Below are 18,646 nucleotides of genomic sequence, written 5' to 3' on the forward strand. Positions count from 1 at the left end.
CAGCGGGGCGCGCGCCGCTGCCCGTCGGGTCGGCGGGCAGCGAAAGTGTCCAACGCGCCCCGGTTTCCCGGGTCCGTCACGCGCCGGCCTCGGCCAGGGCCGGGATCGCCCTCGAGTTCGCCCTGGCGGCCAGGTACTGGCTCACTGCCTCCTCGAGGCTGCACTCGCCCGCGTAGCTGACCCTGGTCTTGATGCCCTTCGCGCGCGGGGCGCCGCCTCGCGCCGCGACGACGGTCGTTGCGGCCCTTGCGCCCGACGGCTGCGCGATCATCCTGACTCTGTTTCCTGTGGCTGCTGCTTTCATGCTGCGCCGCTCCCTTCTTTTCGTCCGATTCGGCCCTGCCCGGATGCAGGCCCGGCTTGCATTCGCTTGGATGCCGATCCGCGCGCGGCGGCCCCGGCGGAGCCGGCTTCACGAAGGCGAAGCCGTCATCTCCGCCAAACCCGGTTTCCGCAGGGCCCTTCCCCGGGTTTTGCGGGGATGTCGTGTGGGCGGCGCAGCCGGGGCCTTCGCGCGCGACAGCCCCGCGGCGTCTGAGCGCTGCGAGCCCGTCCGGCTTGGAGGACGCGCATGGGATTCCCAAGGGGGCGTGCCCCTTGGGTGGGCGCATGGGGCATGCAGCCCCATGCGCGATGCGGCACCTTTCGGCGGGCTTTCCCGGCGGAAGGGCCAGGCGGCATTGCGGAGCCGGCGCAAGCGCGCCGGAAACCCGTGGCGGGAGGGGTGCAGGGGTCCGGGCTGCCCGGGAGCGCGAGGACGGGTCCCTCGCAGCCGAGGTGCCGCGGCGAGTTGGGAGCACGGAGGGGGAGGAGCCGCCGGCTGCGGCCCCTCCGGTCTTCGAGGGTCGGCCGCTACGCGATGGACTCCGCGAACGAGCCCAGCTTGTTGATGTGGTGCCTGAGCAGGGCCCTGCCGGCGTTGACGACGATCATGTCGATGCCGTCGAAGCGGACCGGGACGTCGCCCTCGGGGGTGTAGCCCTCCAGCCAAGTGGCCGCCAGCAGCTCGAACTGCTGGCGGGTGAGGTTCCCCTCGCTGAAGCCGCCCTCTTCGCGGTTGGCCGCGGTGACGTCGATGAAGACGATGGCGTCCTCGTCCATGGCCACCAGGTCCAGGCGGCCCGCCATGCCCTCGCAGCTCCAGTTTCGGTCCAAGACCTCGTAGCCCTTGCGCTCCACGAATCGGATGGCTGCCTCGACCGCGCGCTCGTGCAAGTTCTTCATAAGTGACCTCCTGAGTCGTTTCCGGCCCGCCCCTTTGGCGTGCCTCGCGGCACGTGGGCCGCATGGGCCCGCGGCCGTGCAAGGGGGAAAGGAGAAGCCGACGGCAGGAGGCGCCGTTGCCCGAAGCCCGCAGGGCGGTTTGTTTTCCCCGGCGTCCCAGGGGGCGGCGGGGGAAAGAAATCGGAGAACGTCGACGGCCCTTGCGCGGTATGAGCGGGGACGTGCGAGCATGCGTGTTCGAGAGCACGGTGGCGGGTCGACGGCGACGGCGCGGGGTCGCCGGGCTTGCGTGCGCGGTTTCGGGGCGTGTTCGCGGTGCGCGGGGGCTCGGGGCTTAGAATGTACGCGAGCGGAAGGAGCGCGAATGAGGGTCGGTTACTGCAGGCCGCCAGCTGGCCATGGTCCGAATAAGCAACGAGAGGCGCTGGAGGCGGCTGACTGCGAGCTCGTGGTGGACGGCGGCATCGCATCGCTGTTGGGGTCGGTCGATGCCGGCGACGTTGTCGTGGTCGCGTCGCTCGGGGCTCTGGGCTCCACCTCCGCGTCCGCGGTGAGGGCAGCGCTCGAGATCGGGGCGAAGGCCGCCGAGCTGGTCGTCCTCGACCAGGGCATCGACACGTCAAAGGAGGAGCACGGGGCGTTCTTCCGGCATGCCGCCGCCATCATGGGCGTCGATGAGGACCGGAAAGGATCTCGGGCGAAGCCCGGGCACACAGGCGGCAAGTCGAAGGTCGACCCCAGCGCCCTGGCCAACGCCATCGGCATGTATCAGAGCGGCGAGCACAAGCTGTCCGAGATCACCGCTGCCACCGGCATCAGCCGTAGCACGCTGTACCGCAACCTGCCGAAGGGCGGCGGCGGCGATGGTTAGCTGCTCGGGGGCGTGAAGGCGAAGGCTCCCGCAAGCCTCCAACCGAATAACTGCAAGATCGTGAGCGCCCAGGGATGCCGGCGCTTCTGCGCCCTGCCAAACTACGAGCACTTCGCAAAGCGCATGGGCGACCAGCGCGGATGGCGGCTGCAGTACGCATATTCCGAGTACGTGGCCGCGTGCCGCGAAGCCGGCGAGAGGCCGTACGCGTACTCGAGCTTCTGCGCGGGCCTGCGCGGATGGCGGCGTGAGATGGGGGCCGCCGGGATTCCCGAGTGGTACCCGGGCGAGTACATGAGAACCTACTGGTCAAGGGGGTCGGCGCAGATCGCCGGCGAGCAGGCGGCGTTCCCGGTGTTCGTCGCAGCGATGGCCTACAGCGACGCCACGTTCCTATACAGGGCTGACGACATGGGGACCAAGAGCTGGATGGCCTGTTGCCAGCGGGCATTCAGGTCGCTCGGCGGCGTGCCGTACGTGACCGACTGCGCGCAGTGCAAGGTCTCGGTCACGGCACGCAGCACGATCGAGGCGTTCGCCCGGCATTATCGGACGGTGCTCTACGGCGCCAGGCCGAAGACTGCGAAGGGAGCGGAGGGCGCCGGGAAGCCGCTGGACGCGAGGACCGTCTCGTACGTCGCAAGGAAGGTGATCGAGGATGTCGCGGGCATGGATTTCGCGAGCTTCGAGGACCTCGATGCCTACGTCGAGGGGAAGCTGGTGGCGTACAACGCCATAGGGTCGGAGGGCGGGCCGGCCCGCTGGACGCTGTTCAAGGAGCGGGAGCTGCCGCAGATGCTGGAGCTTCCGTCGGAGGATGCCGATTTCGCCACGTGGTCGACGCGCGCCGTTCGGGACGACTACCACTTCGTGGTCGACGGCGTGCGCTATTCGGTGCCATGGCGCTGCTCGAATGAGGAAGTGCGCGTCAGCTGGACCGACGGCGAGGTGTGCTCGTACCTCAACGGGGAGCTGGTCGCTCGGCACGAGCGCATGACCGAGATGCGGGGGCGGTGCACGGTGACCGACCCCGCGCACAGGCCGCCCGGGCACCGTTGGTTCGCAAAAAGGATGGACGACAGGTTCCTGGCGCTCGCTAGGGAGGAGGGCCCCAATGTGGTGCGCGTCATGAAGCGCGTGCTCTCCGCCTGCAAGAAGGAAGGCAAGGGGTTCCGCGCCTGCAAGGAGTTGATCGACTTGAGGAAGACGCCGTCGGTTGCCGGGGCCACTTTGGACGAGGCATGCCGCGCGGTCTTGGACGGCGGCGGGGAAATTGGCGTTGCCGAGGTCATGGAGAAGCTGGCCGGTGATGCCGAATGAGCGCGCTGCCCTACAGGGAGATCATCGAGCTGCGCTCGGTGGGGCTCAGCTTCGAGAAGGTCGCCTTCCTCTGCGGCTGCAGCGCCACGAAGGCGTCCTCCATTTCGAGACGAGCCGCCGAGCTGGGTCTGGGCTGGCCCGTGCCGGTGGAGCTCAGCGACGACGAGCTGGCCAGGCTGGTTGACCCCCACGACGCGGCGCGCTGCAACCCCGTCGACCTGGAGGGTATCCAAGGCCGTGCTGGGCGCAGACTGGACGTGGACGACGTCGAGGAGGCATATGCGACGTACGTCGCCCTTTCCGTGGACAGGCCGCCCTATGTCTTTGCGACGTTTCGCGAGAGGTTCGTGCAGCTGGTCAAAGCCCGGGCGAGGGGCGCGAAGATGCTCGTCAATTGGCATCCCGGCGAGGAGGTGCAGGTGGATTGGGCCGGCAGGAAGCTCAGCCTGTACGGCGCCGGCGAGGAGGTGACGCCGGTGTCGCTGTTCGTGGCCACGCTGCCTTACAGCGACAAGACCTTCGTGCGCGCGAGCCTGGAGATGGGCATGCAGTCGTGGCTTGAGCACCACAAGGCGATGTTCGCGTACTTCGGCGGCGCGCCGCTCTTCGTCGCGCCGGACAACCTCGCAACGGGAGTGGTGTTCGACGAGAATCGCGAGCGCTCGATCCACCCGCGCTACCAGGAGCTGGCGGATTACTACGGCGCCATGGTCCTGCCCGCGCGGGTCCGCACGCCCACCGACAAGGCGGCCGTGGAGAGCCATGTGCGCATCATGGCCAACAGCATCGCCGGCGTGCTGGAGCAGATGCGGTTCACGAGCCTCGGCCAGCTCAATCTGGCCATCGCCGAGCTGCTGAAGGTCTACAACGACCGGCCCGTCGTGGCATTCAAGGGGCGCAGCAGGAACGAGATTTTCGAGTCGGAGGAGCGCGAATGCCTGCAGCCGCTGCCGGAGACCGAGTTCGCGCCCGTCACCTGGAGAAAGGTCGGCGTCTCCTTCGACGGCGTGGTGAGGGTGCGCGGCAACTTCTACGGCGTGCCGCCGCGCTATGCCGAGCGCAAGGTCGCCGTGCGCATCGCCGAGGACGCTATCGAGATCTACACCGCCGACAGGCGGCAGTGCATCGCAAGGCATCCGCGCAGGGAGGACGGCGCCGAGACGTTCGAGGGGCTGCCGGGCGTGCACCCCGACCGGTTCAAGCCGCTCGACGTCTGGTGCGAGGAGCATCGCCGCACGCGGATCCTGGAGCAATGGGACTACGATGCCAACGGCGGCAAGGGCCCGCACGACTGCGTCTGCCGCTCTGGCAGGCCAGTCCATTGGAGATGCCCCGACTGCGGGTTCAAGTGGGTGGAGGCGCCCGCCAGGAGAACGGGCCGCTCCTTTGACGACTGCCTGGCCTGCGCGGACGTCGCGTTGGTCCCGGGCAAGAACGATCTTGCCACGGTGAGGCCGGACATCGCCGAGGAGTGGCATCCGACGAGGAACCCGCTGCCCGCGAGCGCGGTCTTCCCCGACTTCAAGCAGCAGGTGTGGTGGCTCGGCAGGTGCGGTCACGAGTGGCGGGCGCCGATTGCCAAAAGGGTCAACAGCCGAGACGGCGCCCTCTGCCCGTACTGCTCCGGCAGGAAGGCCCTCAAGGGATTCAACGACGTCGCGACGCTGTGCCCCGAGCTCGCCGCGCTGTGGCATCCCGTGAAGAACCGGAACCTGACGCCCGACGCGGTGAGCATCGCGAGTCACCGCGAGGTTTATCTGTGGGACGGCGTGATGACGCGCATCTGGAGGCAGAATCCCCGAAAGTGGCTGGAAGAGCACGGCCGGGCCGAACTGCTGGCCCCCTTTGATTCGCTGGTGGAGGAGGCCCGGGTGCTGGATGCCGCCGATGGGCGCGCGGGCTACGCCCTCGGGCACGGCAAGTCCAGCGTCAAGTGGTCGCGCTTTCTGAGGGAGGCGGAGCTCAACGTCAGCTTCGAGGAATGGTGCTTGCGGTTCGGGCATGCGGATTTGCTGGCGCAATGGGACGAGGAGCGGAATGGGCCCCTCAAGCCGTCCGACGTCTCGCGCTGCGATTCCGCCCGAGTGTGGTGGCGCGGCGAGTGCGGCCACAGTTGGCAGCTGTCCGTGAGGACGAGGGCGTTCAACGACGCTGGATGCCCGTACTGCGGCAGGAGGCTGACGCTGGAGGGCTTCAATAGCGCCGAGTGCCTGGACGCGGGCATCTTGCACCTCTGGCATCCCACCAAGAACGGCGACCTGAGGCCTTCGCAGGTCTCCGACCGCACGGCCAAGAGGATCTGGCTGCAATGCCCGACGTGCGGGTACGAATGGCGCGAGAGCCTGCGGGGGACTCGCAAAGAGAGCCGCAAGTGCCCGTCGTGCCATGGGGGAAGGGGACACTATCTCGCCAAGGGCAGCAACGACCTCGGGTCAAAGAGGCCGGACGTTGCCAGGCAGCTCGACCCCGAGCTGAACGGCGGCCTGCGCGCCGAGGACCTCCACGCCCACGCAGGCGCCATGGTGCGGTGGCGCGGATCGTGCGGCCACGTCTGGCGCGAGAAGGTGAGCATACGCTCCATGCGCGTCGACGACAGCTGCCCGTACTGCAAGAACCGCAAGCTGCTGCGCGGCTTCAACGACCTGGCTACTACGCATCCCGAGCTCGTGGCTGAATGGGATTTCGGGCGCAACGGCGACCTGGGGCCCGACGGCGTGAGGTTCAACGCGACTAAGCAGGTCTGGTGGAGGGGAGGCTGCGGTCATGAATGGCAGATGTCACCGCGCCAGCGGGCCGCCGAGGGGCTGGGCTGCCCGTACTGCTCGGGCCATCGCGTACTCGCCGGTTTCAATGACCTCGCGAGCCAGCATCCCGAGCTTCTGGCTGAGTGGGATTGGGAGCGCAACGGCGACCTGAGGCCCGACGGCATCGTCTCCGGCAGTGCGAGGAGGGTCTGGTGGAGATGCGGGCATGGGCATGCATGGCGGATATCCGCCTACAACAGGACCGGCGGTGCTGACCGCGGTTGCCCCTACTGCGGCGACCGCAAGGTGCTGAAAGGCTACAACGACCTGCGGACGACGCATCCCAAGATCGCGAGGGAGTGGAACAAGGAGCGCAACGGCGACCTGAAGCCGACCGACGTGATCGCCAACTCCAACAAGCGCGTCTGGTGGAAGTGCAAGGAGGGCCACGAGTGGTCCGGCCTCATAGCGAACCGAGCGCGCAAGGGCAAGGCGGACCCGGGCTGCCCGTACTGCTCGGGGCGCAAGGTGCTCGCCGGCTACAACGACCTGGCCACCACGCATCCCGGCATAGCGGCGATGTGGCACCCGCGCATGAACAGGCGCTTGAAGCCCGCCGGCGTGCAGGCCATAAGCCGCAAGCCCGCATGGTGGCGCGGCGAGTGCGGCCACGTCTACCAGATGGCCGTCCGCGACAGGGTGAGGGCCAGGCCGGGCTACTGCCCGTACTGCTCGGGGAGGAAGAGGCCCGAGAGGCCGATAAGGCTCGACTAGCCCTCGACCCTTCGGCGAGGAAGGAATGGGGGAGGCGGGTCGGTGCCTCCTGCCTAATTAGCCAGATGCGAGGAGTTGTTAATGCGCGGGTTGATAAAGCATGCATTTCTTCAATGCAGATAGCGAGGTTCGGCACCTCATTGGCTGATGCTTGGGTTGAACTCGATTCCGCCATTAAGCTTGCTGCTGTCACCAAACATGCACGCTCGATTCTCCATTGTGATAGGGCGAGGCTATTTATCTCTTCATTAACGGGGAGACTTGGTTATAGCGATTGAATTGAAGATTGAGTCTTTTTTGCTGAAACGGCAAAAAAGATGATCTGCTGATAGGTGTTGTCGTATGTAGGTTTAGTCAATTGCGTTCTGTCTTTAGGCGGAATATCCGCTGTCACCTAAAGCCCACTAGCCATTTGTGCATGGCAATCGACTGGAGCGACTGGTGAGCAGGCATCGGTAGGTCTCGTCGCGCTCGAGCAGGGCGGATATCTCTGCCGTGGCGGCCTGGAGCTCGGCCGCGTTCTCGGCGATCCTCCGCGCCAAGAGCCTCACCGTGCGGTCCTCGGCGGCGATCGCGGCCGCGTCCGGCCTGGTGGACGACCCCACGGACCCGACGAGCGCGTCCACCTTGCCGCGCCGCGCGCCGCGGGCGAGGGCCGCCGCCCTTCGGCGCCCGGCGTCGGCCACCGACCACGGCCCGCCGAGGACGGCCATGAGCCGCAGCTCGGAGACGTCGGACAGGTCGACCAGCGATTCGAACTCGGGGCACGACTCCAGCAGGATGTTGCGCAGCCTGTTTTTGCACCTGGTATTCTCGCAGGTCAGGAAGTCCCTTTGCGCCGCGAGCGCCCTCGCCGCGGCGATCGCGGGGTCGGGATGGGGGACCGGCAGCAGCGCGTCCGGGATGCCGAGCGCGGTCTTCGCGATGACCATCGCGTCGCGCTCGTCGGTCTTGGCGTCGCCGCCGAACAGCCTGGCGGCCTCGTGGGCGGCCAGGCCCGGCAGGTACGCCGACGGCATTCCCGCCGCCCGCGCGCGGGAGAGCGCGAGCGCGCCGATGTTGCGGACCTGGTCGACGACGACGAGGGCTCCGGGGAATTCGGCGAAAAGCGAGTCGAGGGCGTTTTCCCTGTTGGCTACGGGCTTGCTCGCGAGCACCTCGCCGTCGCGCGTCGCGACGCACGCCCAGTGCGACGACTTCCCGACGTCGAGCCCTATGACGATTTCCGGCCTTCTCGGTGGTGCCATGGTGGTATCCTCCAATCGTCAGGCCGATCGGAAGCCCTCCCTGCGACACCCACATTACCTGGCCGTGGCGCCCGCGCCCGGCAGTTTCCCATCAGTCGTCCGGGGCGGCGAGCGCCTCCGGTGGCAACACCCCCTCCGGGCCCTCTTCGGGGCAGGGGCGGACGGCCATCCGGAGGCGCCCGATCGGCGGCCCCTCGGGGCTTGCCCGTATCGTAGGCAGTGCGCCGAATGCTCGCCACCGAAGTTCATCGGTGGCTTATCTCGGACTGTAATGGGGTCGAACGCGCGCTTCCGCGCCAGGTCGTGCTAGAATGCGGCCATCCGCAGCGCCGAACGCGCCACGAATCTCATCGCCGCGGCGAGGTTCCCGGCCGACTTTTCTCGCAAAACCTAACTCGCACAGCAACAGGTGGCCAAGGTGGCCGGCTATAATGCGAAGCAACAAGGCAGGGAAGGCGGGTCGCAGAACATGGACATATTCGACAAGGATTTCAACCCAATCGGCATCGCCGCAGGGGCCGTCGACGTGGTTGCAAAGGCGGGCGGCGCTGTTGCGAAGGGCGCTGTCGACGTTGTCTGTGGAATAGGCGGCACCGTCGCCGACATCGGCAACCAAATACAGCGCAACATCAACCGCCCCAAGACGCCCTTCAGCTTCGAGGACGGCATTTCCCAAGAAGAGTTCGCACAGATGGCCGACGCCGCCGCCAAAACCATCAAAAGGGTCGTCTCGTGCCGCTGCGACGGACCCATAGCCCGATTTACGGTGCGTTCCCAGAGCAACATCTCGGAATGGGGGTTCAGCGTCGACTTCAACGCATGGGGCCATTTCACCGGCCAGTACTGGATTAAAAGCGACAACGCCGATTCGAAGATACCGGGCGCGATTGCAGAGCGCATGAGCGAGTCAATCAAGGCCCGCATCGCTTAGGCAGGCTGCGGCTAAGACATATTCCCAGCCTAAACGCCCTTCATCGCTCCTCCGTATGAAGGGCGCGGTATTCCTTCAGCAAGTCCACCAAAGTCGCCGATTCCCTCGCACGACGCTCCACACTTTCGTAGCGTTTTATGGAACCGGGCAACTTCTCGGACACACGACGGAAAAACGTCTGGTTTTTACAACGTTCGAGGAACATGCCCCAATTCGATTCAACCCATCTCTCGAAGGCAATCCGCTCGCCCTCGTCCTTATAGGTCGGGACGAGCGAATCGAGCCAGCGGACTTCCTCCAGAGCGCTGGGACCTTCTTTGCTCTCATCGAGTTCGAACATCATCGCGGCGCGCTCGATGGAGCCTTCGAGGTAATACATGTAGAAGTGCGTGTCTTCGGGCGGAACCGCATAGCAGTGGTCGTGAAGTGTGGAAATGGTCGGCGCCGGAATCCACAGATGGTCGGAGTACGCGCCGGGCATCTGGTAAATCATGGTCTGATGGTAGTAGAAGTAGCACGTCCACCAGCTGGGATGCGAGAAGAACGGGCTGGCGAGCATGAAGTACTCAACGGCGTCCCAATCCTCCTCGGGCTTGCGGACGAAAGTGAACTCAGGGAAGTCGACATGATGGAAGCAGTACCCGCAGTACTCCTCATCTCGTGCCAAGACGGGAAGGGTGTGCTTCCACTTCGAGGGGTCTTTTAGCAGCTGCGGAAGCCTTTCAAGGGGGGTCTTGTCCAACCCGAAATGCCTGCGCCATAGTCGCTCGGCAGCGAGAGGGGTCGCCGTCCCGTTCTTAGGTGTGTTGCTGTCCGCGTCTCTCGTGTAAATGGCGCCGGCGCGCACGGTGCTACCGCCGTCTCTGTAGTCTTCTACAAGGTAGTAAGGCATGGCGTCCTCGTCGTGGTCGACAAGGACGACATCGACGCAGGCCCCACGGAGGTCGATTGTGGCAATACGAATTCTCGGCATTCCGTCGGCCCATTTCTTGGAACGCAGTATATCAACGAGGTTTTGCGTAACCAATCGCTTGCCTAAGGCGTCGGCGTCGCCGGTCGGCTCATAGCCCGCCTCTTCATCGACGCCGATTATCAACAACCCCGTCGTCTCCGCGGGATTGTTTGCCATGCAGATGATGTCATGGAGTAGATTGGCCTTGTTGTCGTGCCATTCGCGCTTGAAATCCCAGTAGATGCCTTCGCGCTTGAGGCTGGCGAGGTTTGCCACGAGTTCGGGTAGCGTCCCATCGTCCGTATATTTTAGATTCACCTAACATTCACCTCCTGCAATCGCACCACCATCTAAAGGAACCAAATTAGTCAAATTGGCTCCGAATCAGGCATCTGGGTCACGTTTCATGCTTGCTCTGCAGGGCCCCATCTTCTCCAACGGCGACCGAAACCCCATCGCCCGCAGAAACTCCCTCACGCGCTCCGGCACCCAGTAACCCTCATCAACGTTTTCATGCTGCGCACCAATCACTAGACATCGTTCATGTGGCAATGATGCGTCGCGGTCACAAGCGCGCAGGCCATGCGGATATCATAGCGCCAACGTGTCCCTAAGGAGTGCCCCATGAGCGACTACTACTGCCCGAACTGCGGAGCCGACCTCGGCGACCAAGCGGGCTTCGACCCCGACGAGGGATTCTGGAAATGCATGCAGTGCGGCGAGGAGCTCTACGGCGACGACTCCGTGGACGACTGCTCCAACCAGTTCCCCGGCGTCGTGTGGCGTTGTGACGGCTGCGGCGCAGTCCTCAACAAGCAGAGCGGCTTCGACGACTGGATGTCCGCATTCACGTGCGAGAAGTGCGGCACCCTCAACTTCATCAACGAGAGCGAGATCGAAGACGATTCCAATAATACGGACGACGATGAGGACCGGTCTGCACTAGGCGCCATCGCGAGCTTCCTCGACAGCGCGGCGAACCTGGCGGACACCATCAGCGAAATCAAAGAGCGTCGCTCCGGCGAAGACGATGACGACGAAGCGGCCGCAGGCGAAGAAGAGGAAGCCGATGAGCCCAGCACCGAAGACGTCGGGCAGTTTCGCACAGTCAAGCACGCGAAACCAGGCCGTTCTGGCCGATCGCTCAAAGCGATCCTCCTGAGCCTTGCAGTCACCGTCCTGCTCATCGCATGCATGGTCGCCTGCCCTGACGAGGCGCTCGAGTTACTCAAAGCGCTGGGTAGCGCCTTCATAGCGCTGTTCAACCTCCTGGTAAAGGCGCTCTCTGTCTTCTTCGCCTGGCTCCCAACGCTCTTCGCCCAATAAGCCGCGCGGGGTTGGCGAAGAAAAGCCCCAGCCCGCCCATCCGCTCCGTACCCATGTTTCGTTTGATGAAAAAAAGAGAAGAAGAGCAGGGCGAAGAACAGCCCGCCGTGAACCTTGCGCCGCTACCCGCGAAGCACATCGTCCATCACCGCATACCTAACGGCGTCGATCCGTCAATCGAGTGGACGTTCCCATCGGGTACGTCCAACACCGATATGCACGCGCGGCGTAAATCATGATGCGGCAACGGCGTAAATCGTGGTGCGGCTGCTGCGTAAGCAATACGCGCGGACACGACCGTCCGGTCATGTCCGCGCTTCCGCCCGCAAGGAAAAGAGCAAGGCTTTGGGCCTTGACGGGCATTGGCGCGCCGACGAGGGAAAACGACGCCGTCCGCAATCGGTTCCGCCATCTCGGTAGGCGCAGGGGCGCCCGTCGGCCATTGATGCGGGCTGGACATACGGGCTTCCAACGTCTCAAAGGGTCGGTCAAGGGCGCTCCAAGCAGCGACGAGCAGACGGTTGCCGAGAAGATGCGGTCCCTGCTGCGCTTCGGCGCCGGATCGATGCGGCATAGGGAGGTATTCGACGTCTATCACCGCCTTCGAATCAAAGGAATCGACGTCGGGGTCTGGGTTCCTGCGCGGCCAAGGACATCTTCGGAGACGAGTCGATGCGCGAAGAGGGTTGGGCTGATGCGTACGCTCGTCTTGAGAGGGTCTTCGAGGACAGGTGTTGCGTTCGCCGACTTTCCGGGGCGAAAGACAATTGGCTGGAGCTTCCCGTGGGGAAGGTGACGGCCGGGATTCTTTCCAAGGTGAGGAAATATATGACGAAGCGCTAGGACCCCCTGGTTGAGCGGCACCATTTGGCTTGATTTGATTAAAGATTGTGTAGCCGCAAGCTGCCTGCGAAGAATCGTCCCATTGGGAAAATGCCCCAATGGGACGATTTGCTATCCGATTTAGAGGTAGCTTTTCGGAGCCGGTTCATCGCCAATGGCGGTCGGCATGAGTTGTAAAAGCTTTGAGGTCCAAACTCCAGAAGGCAGATAGTTCAGTTATCCAGTCGGAGCATTTCTGCAGGTAATCTTGTTTTTTCGTCTTGACAAAAGGGATGACGCTCGTAGGCCCTTGGCCTACGAGCGTCGGCTAGTGTCCTACGCGTTGGGCATCAAGATCCAGACGGGCATGCATGTCACTCCCCGGCCCTGAAGGGGATCATGCCGCTCGCGACGGTCTCGAGGGCGAGGATCCTGACGGCGACGGAGAACGATATCCCCATGCCTGCCAGAACGGCCATGGCCTCCTCGGCGACCTCCTCCGGCAGCCTTACCGACGTCACGGCGGTCTTGCCCGACATCTCGAAGTCGACCGACCTGACCTCAAAGGGAATGGCCCGCTTTCGAACGAGCTGGTAGGCGAAGCTCTTCACCGCCGACGTGTAGTCCAGGCCTATGCCCTCGAGCGTTCTCGAGAACTCGTCCTTGAGGTTGGTGTCGATTCTCGCGGACACCTTTTTGCATGCGCGCATCTCCTCTTCCTTCCTGTTGCCGCCTTCGCTGCCGGGGCTTGCGCATCTCCGGTTCGTCGGAGCCTCCACTCAGTGGCGCCGCCCGGCGCTTTTTGGACATCGGGTCCCGACAGGCGGCGAGGTGCCGTCGAGCGGAGGTTCCCCTCGATGCCGATCGGCCTGCCGCCGATGCAAGGCCCCCTTGCTCGGCTTGGATGCCGCCGTGCGCGGGCACGAGGAGGGAGGGGCGGATTCGCGAAGGCCCGGCAGGGCCGGCACCTCCACCGATTTCCGGATCTGGCCGCAGGCCGTTCGGGAACCTGTGGAGATGTCGCGCGTGCGCCCCGCAGCGACGAGGTCTGCGCAACAGCCCCCGCGGCGGATGAGCGGCTGCCGGCCGGAGGGGTTGCAAGGGGAGGAGGCGAGGAACGCTCCCCTTGCCATGGGACCGGCGGGCGTGTGCTCGGGATGGTTGCTCGACTGGCAGGACGCAGCGAAGGCGGACGACGGCCAGCGGGCAGGTCCTCGACCCCGCTGCCGAGCGTGTTATTTACGCGGCATGGGCTCCTGGCCAGGCATGCTGCTTCAAAGGCGTCCTTGCCGATTCGCTTCTTGGCGTGCGTCAACTGTGCTGCCGAAAAGGACGCGTGCCTTGCAGTTGTCGGATCGTCGAGGCTTGCACCTCGCCATTTCTTCATCTGGACCAATAGTTATCGAACGTCTCAATCCGCATATAGACGAGTCGGATGATCGGGGCTGCTGGAGACGGGCTCCGTTTGCGCCTCGGGGTTTGGCCTACTGCCCGGCGCGCTTTGCATGCTGCCTGCGTTCCTGGGGAACACGCCGCTGTTGGGCGAAAAATAGGCGGAACCACTTTGCGATTCCGCCATACAAGGCCCGTGTGCCTTTTCTGCTTGCTTGACGTTATGAATCACCGGCATCGACGGTCGACGGGTTTTGCCTGGAAAGCCCAAACATACGCTTAGGAGGTGTCATTGGCGTCCGGTCGGCCTTGCCGCGATGGGCCCAGCCTCGCTTTTCCGAGTCTCTAGCTTTGGGCTTTGTTTTTCGAGTAGACGAAGCGGGCTTGCTCTGAGCGGAGAAACTCAATGACGTTGACGTGGTGGACGTCGAAGTGGTCGCAGACGTCCACCAACGACGCCTTCTTCTTGCTGGGCTTCGGAGCCTCCTGCGTGACGACGCAGCCACCGTGCGCCATCGCGTATGCGACGAGCCAGGGGTCTGCAACCGTCTCGGCGAGGAAGTCCGAGGCGACGTTCGGCTTGTAGTCGCCTCGGACGTATTCCGCAACCTTCATGTACGCCTTCACCACCTCGGCATCGCCGAGGCTGTCTTTGAAGGATGACCGTTCGAGGTTGCCCTTTACCCAATCGGACAGGTCATCGCCGCCGACGACGAGCTCGTCGTAGACATGGCGAATGCTGAGAGACCGCTCTGCGTTGAAGTCGTCGACCATGAAGTCCCAGAAGCCGGGGCAGATGTCGAACGCGTAGTAGCGGTTCTTCGACTCGATGAACGCGTTGGAATCGATCAGGTAAGGCGGGTAAGGCGCCACTATACGAACATCCCCTCTCGCTTGTAGTAGTCGGAGAAGCTGCCGGCGCTCATGCCGGTGAGCCGGTAGGCGTCGGAGTAGAGCAGCCTCTCGGACTTGAGGGCCAGGTACACGGTCTCGGGGAAGAGCTTGCCGAGATGGTTCTTCTGCAGGGTGTAGAAGGAGGGCCCGGAGGTTTTTGCGCGCTCTCCCTTATTGGGAGGCAGGGAGGACAGGCGGGCCCTGTAATCGTCCAGCCTCCTGAAGAACTCCGCCTTGCTGATGAGCTTCAGGTCCTTCGCCCTGCGCAGGCACACGATCTCGCTCACCTTGGTGAAGCGCATCATCTCCTTGATGGCCCCGTCGTTGTCGAACCGGTCGAAGAGGCGGAAGGCCAGGGAGGAGGGGACGAGGAATTCGGCCGCGATCTCGTCGCAAATGGTCTCATTGCTCTCGTCGAGCTCGGCGTCGTCCAGGCCGCTCTCGTTGAAGAGCAGGTGGGCGAACTCGTGGGCCAGCGTGAACAGCTGGGCGGAGCGCGCGTCCCTGGTGTTGATGAAGATGACCGGCGCGTAGGCGTCGGTCAGGACGAAGCCTCTGAACTCCTTCACGTCGAGCGTTCTTTTGCTGCTGTTGCCGACGTAGCTTCCGGCGCAGACGTAGACGCCGGTCGCCTCGATGGCGTCGCGTAGCGCGCGAACGGCGGCGTCGCTGGCCAGGCTCTTCGCCCAGCCGACCTCGAGATTGATGAGGGAGCGCATGGCGGCCACGCACTCGGCGACGGAGGTCATGCCCTTGCAGCTGCCGACGAAGGAGAGCCTGTCGGCACCGTCGTCCTCCAGATACTCGGAGAGCCAGTCCTGCCGGGATTGCATCAGGTTGATCGTGTCGTAGAGCTCCGGGCTGGGGTCCTTCGGCGCTTCGGAGGTCACGGTGCGGAAGTCGGGGATCTGGAGGCCCAGGTCGGGTAGCTCGTCTTCGTAGAAGTACGGCAGCAGGACGTGCGTGGCCTTCGCCAGCTTCTGCATCTGCTTGGCCGTCGGCTCTGCGTCGCCGGTGACCCACAGGGGCGCCTTCTTGGAGATGCCCGTCATGTCCTCGGGCGTCTTGCCGCAGCGTTTGATGGCCCACTCGATAACCGCGGGATTCGGCGTGTCCCTCATGGCGTTCACCTCCTTCTTCTGAAGACAACAATATATCGCAATCTCTTGCGTGGCGCAGCGTGCGCGCGGCGCAGGTTGGCGGAATTCGCATCTCTCCGCCATCTCGCCGCGCACTTTGCCTGCCGAGGACTGCAAATACCATAAGAAGCCTTCTAAGGGCCTGAATTGAGCATTATGGGCGTATCCGCAGAAGCGCGCTTTGGCGACTGTCCCCGCGTTTTCATGCGCCTTGATGCCGTTTGTGAAGAACCGTCTCATTGGGAAACGGGTCCCAATGAGACGGTTTCGGCGGGCATCAAGGGTGGAAATCGGCGCGCTTCGAGCGTTTGGAATACCTCAGCATTTCGATTGCCTTATGCGCTCCTAGTGGCCCTAAACGACCCGTCGAAATCGCCATCGACCCCCGCTACCTGCGCAAAATCACCTGCACGACCTTGCGTTTTCGTCTTGACAAAAGGGATGAGCGTCGTGGGCCCGCGCCCCGCGCTGCCGAACGAGGTTGCAACCTACAACGACTACCAGCGCCAAAGGCTGCTTGTGAAGCCCGGCATGACCTGCTACTGGCAAACCCGCCGCAACCGCGACTCCATAACCTTCGACGAGTGGGTCGATTTGGATCTGTGGACGAGGATCTACGGCTTGCGTACCACCATCAGCAACTGCAGCAACAACTACGGCCCCTACCAGCACGTGGAGAAGTTCATCCCGCGCCAGATAACGAACATCATCGACGGCGTGCGCCCCAAGCTCTACGGCACGGGCGAGAACGTGCGCGACTGGATCCACACCGAGGATCACAGCTCGGCCGTGTGGACGATACTCACCAAAGGCCGCGCGGGCGAGACCTACCTCATCGGCGCAGACGGGGAGAAGGACAACATTACGGTGCTCAGGATGATCCTCGAGATGATGGGTAAGGACCCCGACGATTTCGATTGGGTCAAGGACCGCCCCGGCCACGACCGCCGCTACGCCATCGACTCGACCAAGCTGCGGCGCGAGTTCGGCTGGAAGCCCCGGCACAACGACTTCGCCGAGGGCCTGCGCCAGACCATCGAGTGGTATCGGGATAACGAATCCTGGTGGCGCCCGGCCAAGGCTGCCACCGAGGCTCGCTACGAGGCGCAGGGGCAGTAAAGCAAACTCATGCAGAAACAGTAAGGCCCATGATTCGCGGGTCTTACTGTTTCTGCCTGTAAATTATTTGTTGACGAAAAAGTTAGAGGTCCGAGCGGCTAAGCTAATTGACTGATAAATATTTGATGAGATTGGTGATTTTGTCCGATTGGAGATTAGATGTCTAATTTGACTAACGAGCAAGTGCTCGTAAAGCAATTCTTCAAGGGCGATTATGAAGAGCAGAGCTCCTATGGGAGCGAGGGCTCTTTTTTTGAATACATCTCAGTCGATAAAGTTCTCGCGCACTATGATCTGACTGCTGAAGAAATTGAAAGCGGTCTTGTTGGCAGGTCGAGAGACGGTGGGTGTGACGGTATTTATGTTTTCTTAAATGGAGAAATTGTCAGGGAAGATGAAGAAACTGTTCTGAAAACGATAAATGGTGAATCTTCGATTCAAATTTACATTATCCAATCTAAAACTACGACATCATTTAAGGAGGATGTCTTTCTTAAATGGAAAGACATTTGTACCGACCTCTTGCAATTTGCGCATAGAACGGAAGATTATTCTGCAAAATATGATGAAGGCGTCTTAGCAAAATTTGAACAGATTAAGACGGCGATCACTATTGCAGCACGTAAGTCGGCTCGGATTGAAGTGTCTTTTTATGATGTTTCTTTTGCTTCGGAAGTGCATCCGAATGTCGAATTGCAAAAGGAAAGCCTCGTTGCGCTGGTTAAAAATTTTTTGCCAATACAAAGTCTAAATGTGAGTGTCGAGTTTTTTGGGGCCAAGGAACTGGTTGAGATTTGGAATCCACCTGCTTTACGAGAACTGAGCTTGCGCTTTCCTCCAGGGTCGCTTATCGCGGTTCCAGGACGGACAGACTATGTTGGATTGGTTTCTTTAGCTTCATATCAGGAGTTCCTGATTGGCGAAAACGGAAAGTTGAGGAACTTTTTATTTGAAGCGAATATTCGTGACTATCAAGGAAGCGTTCAGGTTAATAGGGAAATCAAAAGGACCCTCGAAAACAATAAGACAGATGATTTTTGGTGGCTGAACAATGGTGTTACGATTTTGGCGAACAGGGCATGGCAGGTAACAGGCGGCGAAATCAGAATGGAGGACCCGAGGATTGTTAACGGTCTCCAAACCACCTATGAAGTAAATTGTTATATGACAGAGCACGAAAACCCAGCGGATTGTCGAAATATACTTGTTCGAATAATCGTGCCCGAAAGTGACGAAACTAGGGATAGGGTCATCATGGCGACGAATAGCCAGACCACTATAAAGAAAACGTCCCTACGTGCAACGGATTCGATTCAATTGCAGATTGAACAATATTTCAAGCCAAGAGGCCTCTATTACGATAGACGAAAAAACTATTACAAAAACCTAGGGAAAAAGCGAGAGGATATCGTAAGCATTGATTTTCTTGGCCAGTGTCTGATGACTTTATTGCTTAAGCAACCGGACCAGGCGAGGGCGCGACCATCTACTCTATTATCAGATGACGCAAAGTACAATAAGCTGTTTCCTCGTAATGGGAATTTACAAGCTTTTTTTAACGTAGCATGCATTGGTAAAAAGGTATTTGGAATTCTGTCATCCTTTCAAGATGAGTACAGCCAGTCGCAAATTAGCGATATTCGTTTTTATGCGCTATTGGTGACGGTTGCTATGAAAGTCGGGACAATCGAAATAACTAATTCATTGCTCGAAAATCTGTCTATCGATGACATTATCGAAAAGGACGTCCGTTCGGCAGCGGCATTTGCTTTTAAAGAATATCGTGATTCTGGCGGAGATGCCAAGGCGGCAAAATCAAGTGAAACTACAGCGAAGCTATTGAAATCACTAAGATTTGAATTATGTAAGAGGAGTGATTGAGTTGCTGTTT

13 protein-coding genes and 2 pseudogenes are annotated in these 18,646 nt (G+C 61.9%); 8 read left to right on the forward strand and 7 right to left on the reverse strand.

Annotated features, from left to right (window positions below):
* Positions 1 to 76: 76 nt before the first annotated feature.
* Complete coding sequence (locus RDW26_RS01070; RefSeq protein WP_307982168.1) at positions 77 to 304, reverse strand: hypothetical protein; 228 nt, start codon at positions 302 to 304, stop codon at positions 77 to 79.
* A 548-nt stretch (positions 305 to 852) separates the two neighbouring features.
* Complete coding sequence (locus RDW26_RS01075) at positions 853 to 1,224, reverse strand: YraN family protein (protein ID WP_307982169.1); 372 nt, start codon at positions 1,222 to 1,224, stop codon at positions 853 to 855.
* Positions 1,225 to 1,588: 364 nt separating this feature from the next.
* On the opposite strand from RDW26_RS01075, the gene RDW26_RS01080 reads away from it, so the two are divergent.
* The 3 genes from RDW26_RS01080 to istA are packed head-to-tail and all read left to right on the forward strand — an operon-like array spanning position 1,589 to position 6,933.
* Entirely contained in the window at positions 1,589 to 2,095 is a 507-nt protein-coding gene (locus RDW26_RS01080) for a recombinase family protein (protein WP_307982170.1), read from the forward strand.
* A gap of 60 nt (positions 2,096 to 2,155) precedes the next feature.
* Complete coding sequence (locus RDW26_RS01085) at positions 2,156 to 3,415, forward strand: hypothetical protein (protein WP_307982171.1); 1,260 nt, start codon at positions 2,156 to 2,158, stop codon at positions 3,413 to 3,415.
* Positions 3,412 to 6,933 (forward strand): IS21 family transposase, encoded by a 3,522-nt coding sequence (istA, locus tag RDW26_RS01090; protein ID WP_307982172.1) that lies wholly within the window; start codon positions 3,412 to 3,414, stop codon positions 6,931 to 6,933. The genes RDW26_RS01085 and istA overlap by 4 nt, the downstream gene beginning before the upstream one ends.
* Before the next feature lie 404 nt (positions 6,934 to 7,337).
* On the opposite strand, the gene RDW26_RS01095 is transcribed toward istA, so the two are convergent.
* A complete protein-coding gene (locus RDW26_RS01095) occupies positions 7,338 to 8,180 on the reverse strand; it encodes an IS110 family transposase (RefSeq protein ID WP_307982173.1) in 843 nt (280 codons plus the stop codon).
* A 469-nt stretch (positions 8,181 to 8,649) separates the two neighbouring features.
* Here RDW26_RS01095 and RDW26_RS01100 point away from each other — a divergent pair, with 469 nt between their 5' ends.
* Positions 8,650 to 9,111, forward strand: coding sequence for a hypothetical protein (locus RDW26_RS01100; protein ID WP_307982174.1), 462 nt, complete (start codon positions 8,650 to 8,652; stop codon positions 9,109 to 9,111).
* A gap of 40 nt (positions 9,112 to 9,151) precedes the next feature.
* Here RDW26_RS01100 and RDW26_RS01105 read toward each other — a convergent pair whose 3' ends face one another.
* The gene (locus RDW26_RS01105; RefSeq protein ID WP_307982175.1) at positions 9,152 to 10,381 is read right to left on the reverse strand and encodes an ATP-binding protein; all 1,230 of its coding nucleotides are present in this window, start codon (positions 10,379 to 10,381) and stop codon (positions 9,152 to 9,154) included.
* A gap of 306 nt (positions 10,382 to 10,687) precedes the next feature.
* Here RDW26_RS01105 and RDW26_RS01110 point away from each other — a divergent pair, with 306 nt between their 5' ends.
* Positions 10,688 to 11,389: a hypothetical protein gene (locus RDW26_RS01110; protein WP_307982176.1), complete on the forward strand. Its 702-nt coding sequence runs from the start codon at positions 10,688 to 10,690 to the stop codon at positions 11,387 to 11,389.
* Positions 11,390 to 12,585: 1,196 nt separating this feature from the next.
* Here RDW26_RS01110 and RDW26_RS01115 read toward each other — a convergent pair.
* The 3 genes from RDW26_RS01115 to RDW26_RS01125 form a co-directional block, all read right to left on the reverse strand.
* Positions 12,586 to 12,921, reverse strand: a complete 336-nt coding sequence (locus tag RDW26_RS01115) for a type II toxin-antitoxin system RelB/DinJ family antitoxin (RefSeq protein ID WP_294416130.1) — start codon at positions 12,919 to 12,921, stop codon at positions 12,586 to 12,588.
* A 1,027-nt stretch (positions 12,922 to 13,948) separates the two neighbouring features.
* Positions 13,949 to 14,476, reverse strand: a complete 528-nt coding sequence (locus RDW26_RS01120; protein WP_294416128.1) for a DUF4411 family protein — start codon at positions 14,474 to 14,476, stop codon at positions 13,949 to 13,951.
* Positions 14,476 to 15,618 carry an ImmA/IrrE family metallo-endopeptidase gene (locus RDW26_RS01125; RefSeq protein ID WP_307982177.1) on the reverse strand — a complete coding sequence of 381 codons (1,143 nt, stop codon included), beginning with the start codon at positions 15,616 to 15,618 and terminating at the stop codon, positions 14,476 to 14,478. Before RDW26_RS01125 ends, RDW26_RS01120 begins: the two co-directional genes overlap by 1 nt.
* A gap of 222 nt (positions 15,619 to 15,840) precedes the next feature.
* Between RDW26_RS01125 and RDW26_RS01130 the strand changes: the two are divergent.
* From RDW26_RS01130 to RDW26_RS01140, 3 genes and pseudogenes are all read left to right on the forward strand, one after another.
* Positions 15,841 to 16,230: pseudogene (locus tag RDW26_RS01130) on the forward strand (sugar transferase); the annotation flags it as partial.
* 9 nt (positions 16,231 to 16,239) lie between these two features.
* A pseudogene (locus tag RDW26_RS01135) lies at positions 16,240 to 16,755 on the forward strand (dTDP-glucose 4,6-dehydratase); the annotation flags it as partial.
* Positions 16,756 to 16,914: 159 nt separating this feature from the next.
* Entirely contained in the window at positions 16,915 to 18,636 is a 1,722-nt protein-coding gene (locus RDW26_RS01140) for an AIPR family protein (protein WP_307982178.1), read from the forward strand.
* Positions 18,637 to 18,646 lie beyond the last annotated feature (10 nt).

The sequence above is a fragment of the uncultured Senegalimassilia sp. genome (assembly GCF_902464545.1).
Classification (GTDB): domain Bacteria; phylum Actinomycetota; class Coriobacteriia; order Coriobacteriales; family Eggerthellaceae; genus Senegalimassilia.

Coding starts and splice junctions, on each gene's coding strand:
- RDW26_RS01110 (WP_307982176.1), top strand. CDS start 10,688: ATGAGCGACTACTACTGCCCGAACTGCGGAGCCGACCTCGGCGACCAA.
- RDW26_RS01125 (WP_307982177.1), bottom strand. CDS start 15,618: ATGAGGGACACGCCGAATCCCGCGGTTATCGAGTGGGCCATCAAACGC.
- RDW26_RS01080 (WP_307982170.1), top strand. CDS start 1,589: ATGAGGGTCGGTTACTGCAGGCCGCCAGCTGGCCATGGTCCGAATAAG.
- RDW26_RS01140 (WP_307982178.1), top strand. CDS start 16,915: ATGTCTAATTTGACTAACGAGCAAGTGCTCGTAAAGCAATTCTTCAAG.
- RDW26_RS01070 (WP_307982168.1), bottom strand. CDS start 304: ATGAAAGCAGCAGCCACAGGAAACAGAGTCAGGATGATCGCGCAGCCG.
- istA (WP_307982172.1), top strand. CDS start 3,412: ATGAGCGCGCTGCCCTACAGGGAGATCATCGAGCTGCGCTCGGTGGGG.
- RDW26_RS01095 (WP_307982173.1), bottom strand. CDS start 8,180: ATGGCACCACCGAGAAGGCCGGAAATCGTCATAGGGCTCGACGTCGGG.
- RDW26_RS01100 (WP_307982174.1), top strand. CDS start 8,650: ATGGACATATTCGACAAGGATTTCAACCCAATCGGCATCGCCGCAGGG.
- RDW26_RS01115 (WP_294416130.1), bottom strand. CDS start 12,921: ATGCGCGCATGCAAAAAGGTGTCCGCGAGAATCGACACCAACCTCAAG.
- RDW26_RS01075 (WP_307982169.1), bottom strand. CDS start 1,224: ATGAAGAACTTGCACGAGCGCGCGGTCGAGGCAGCCATCCGATTCGTG.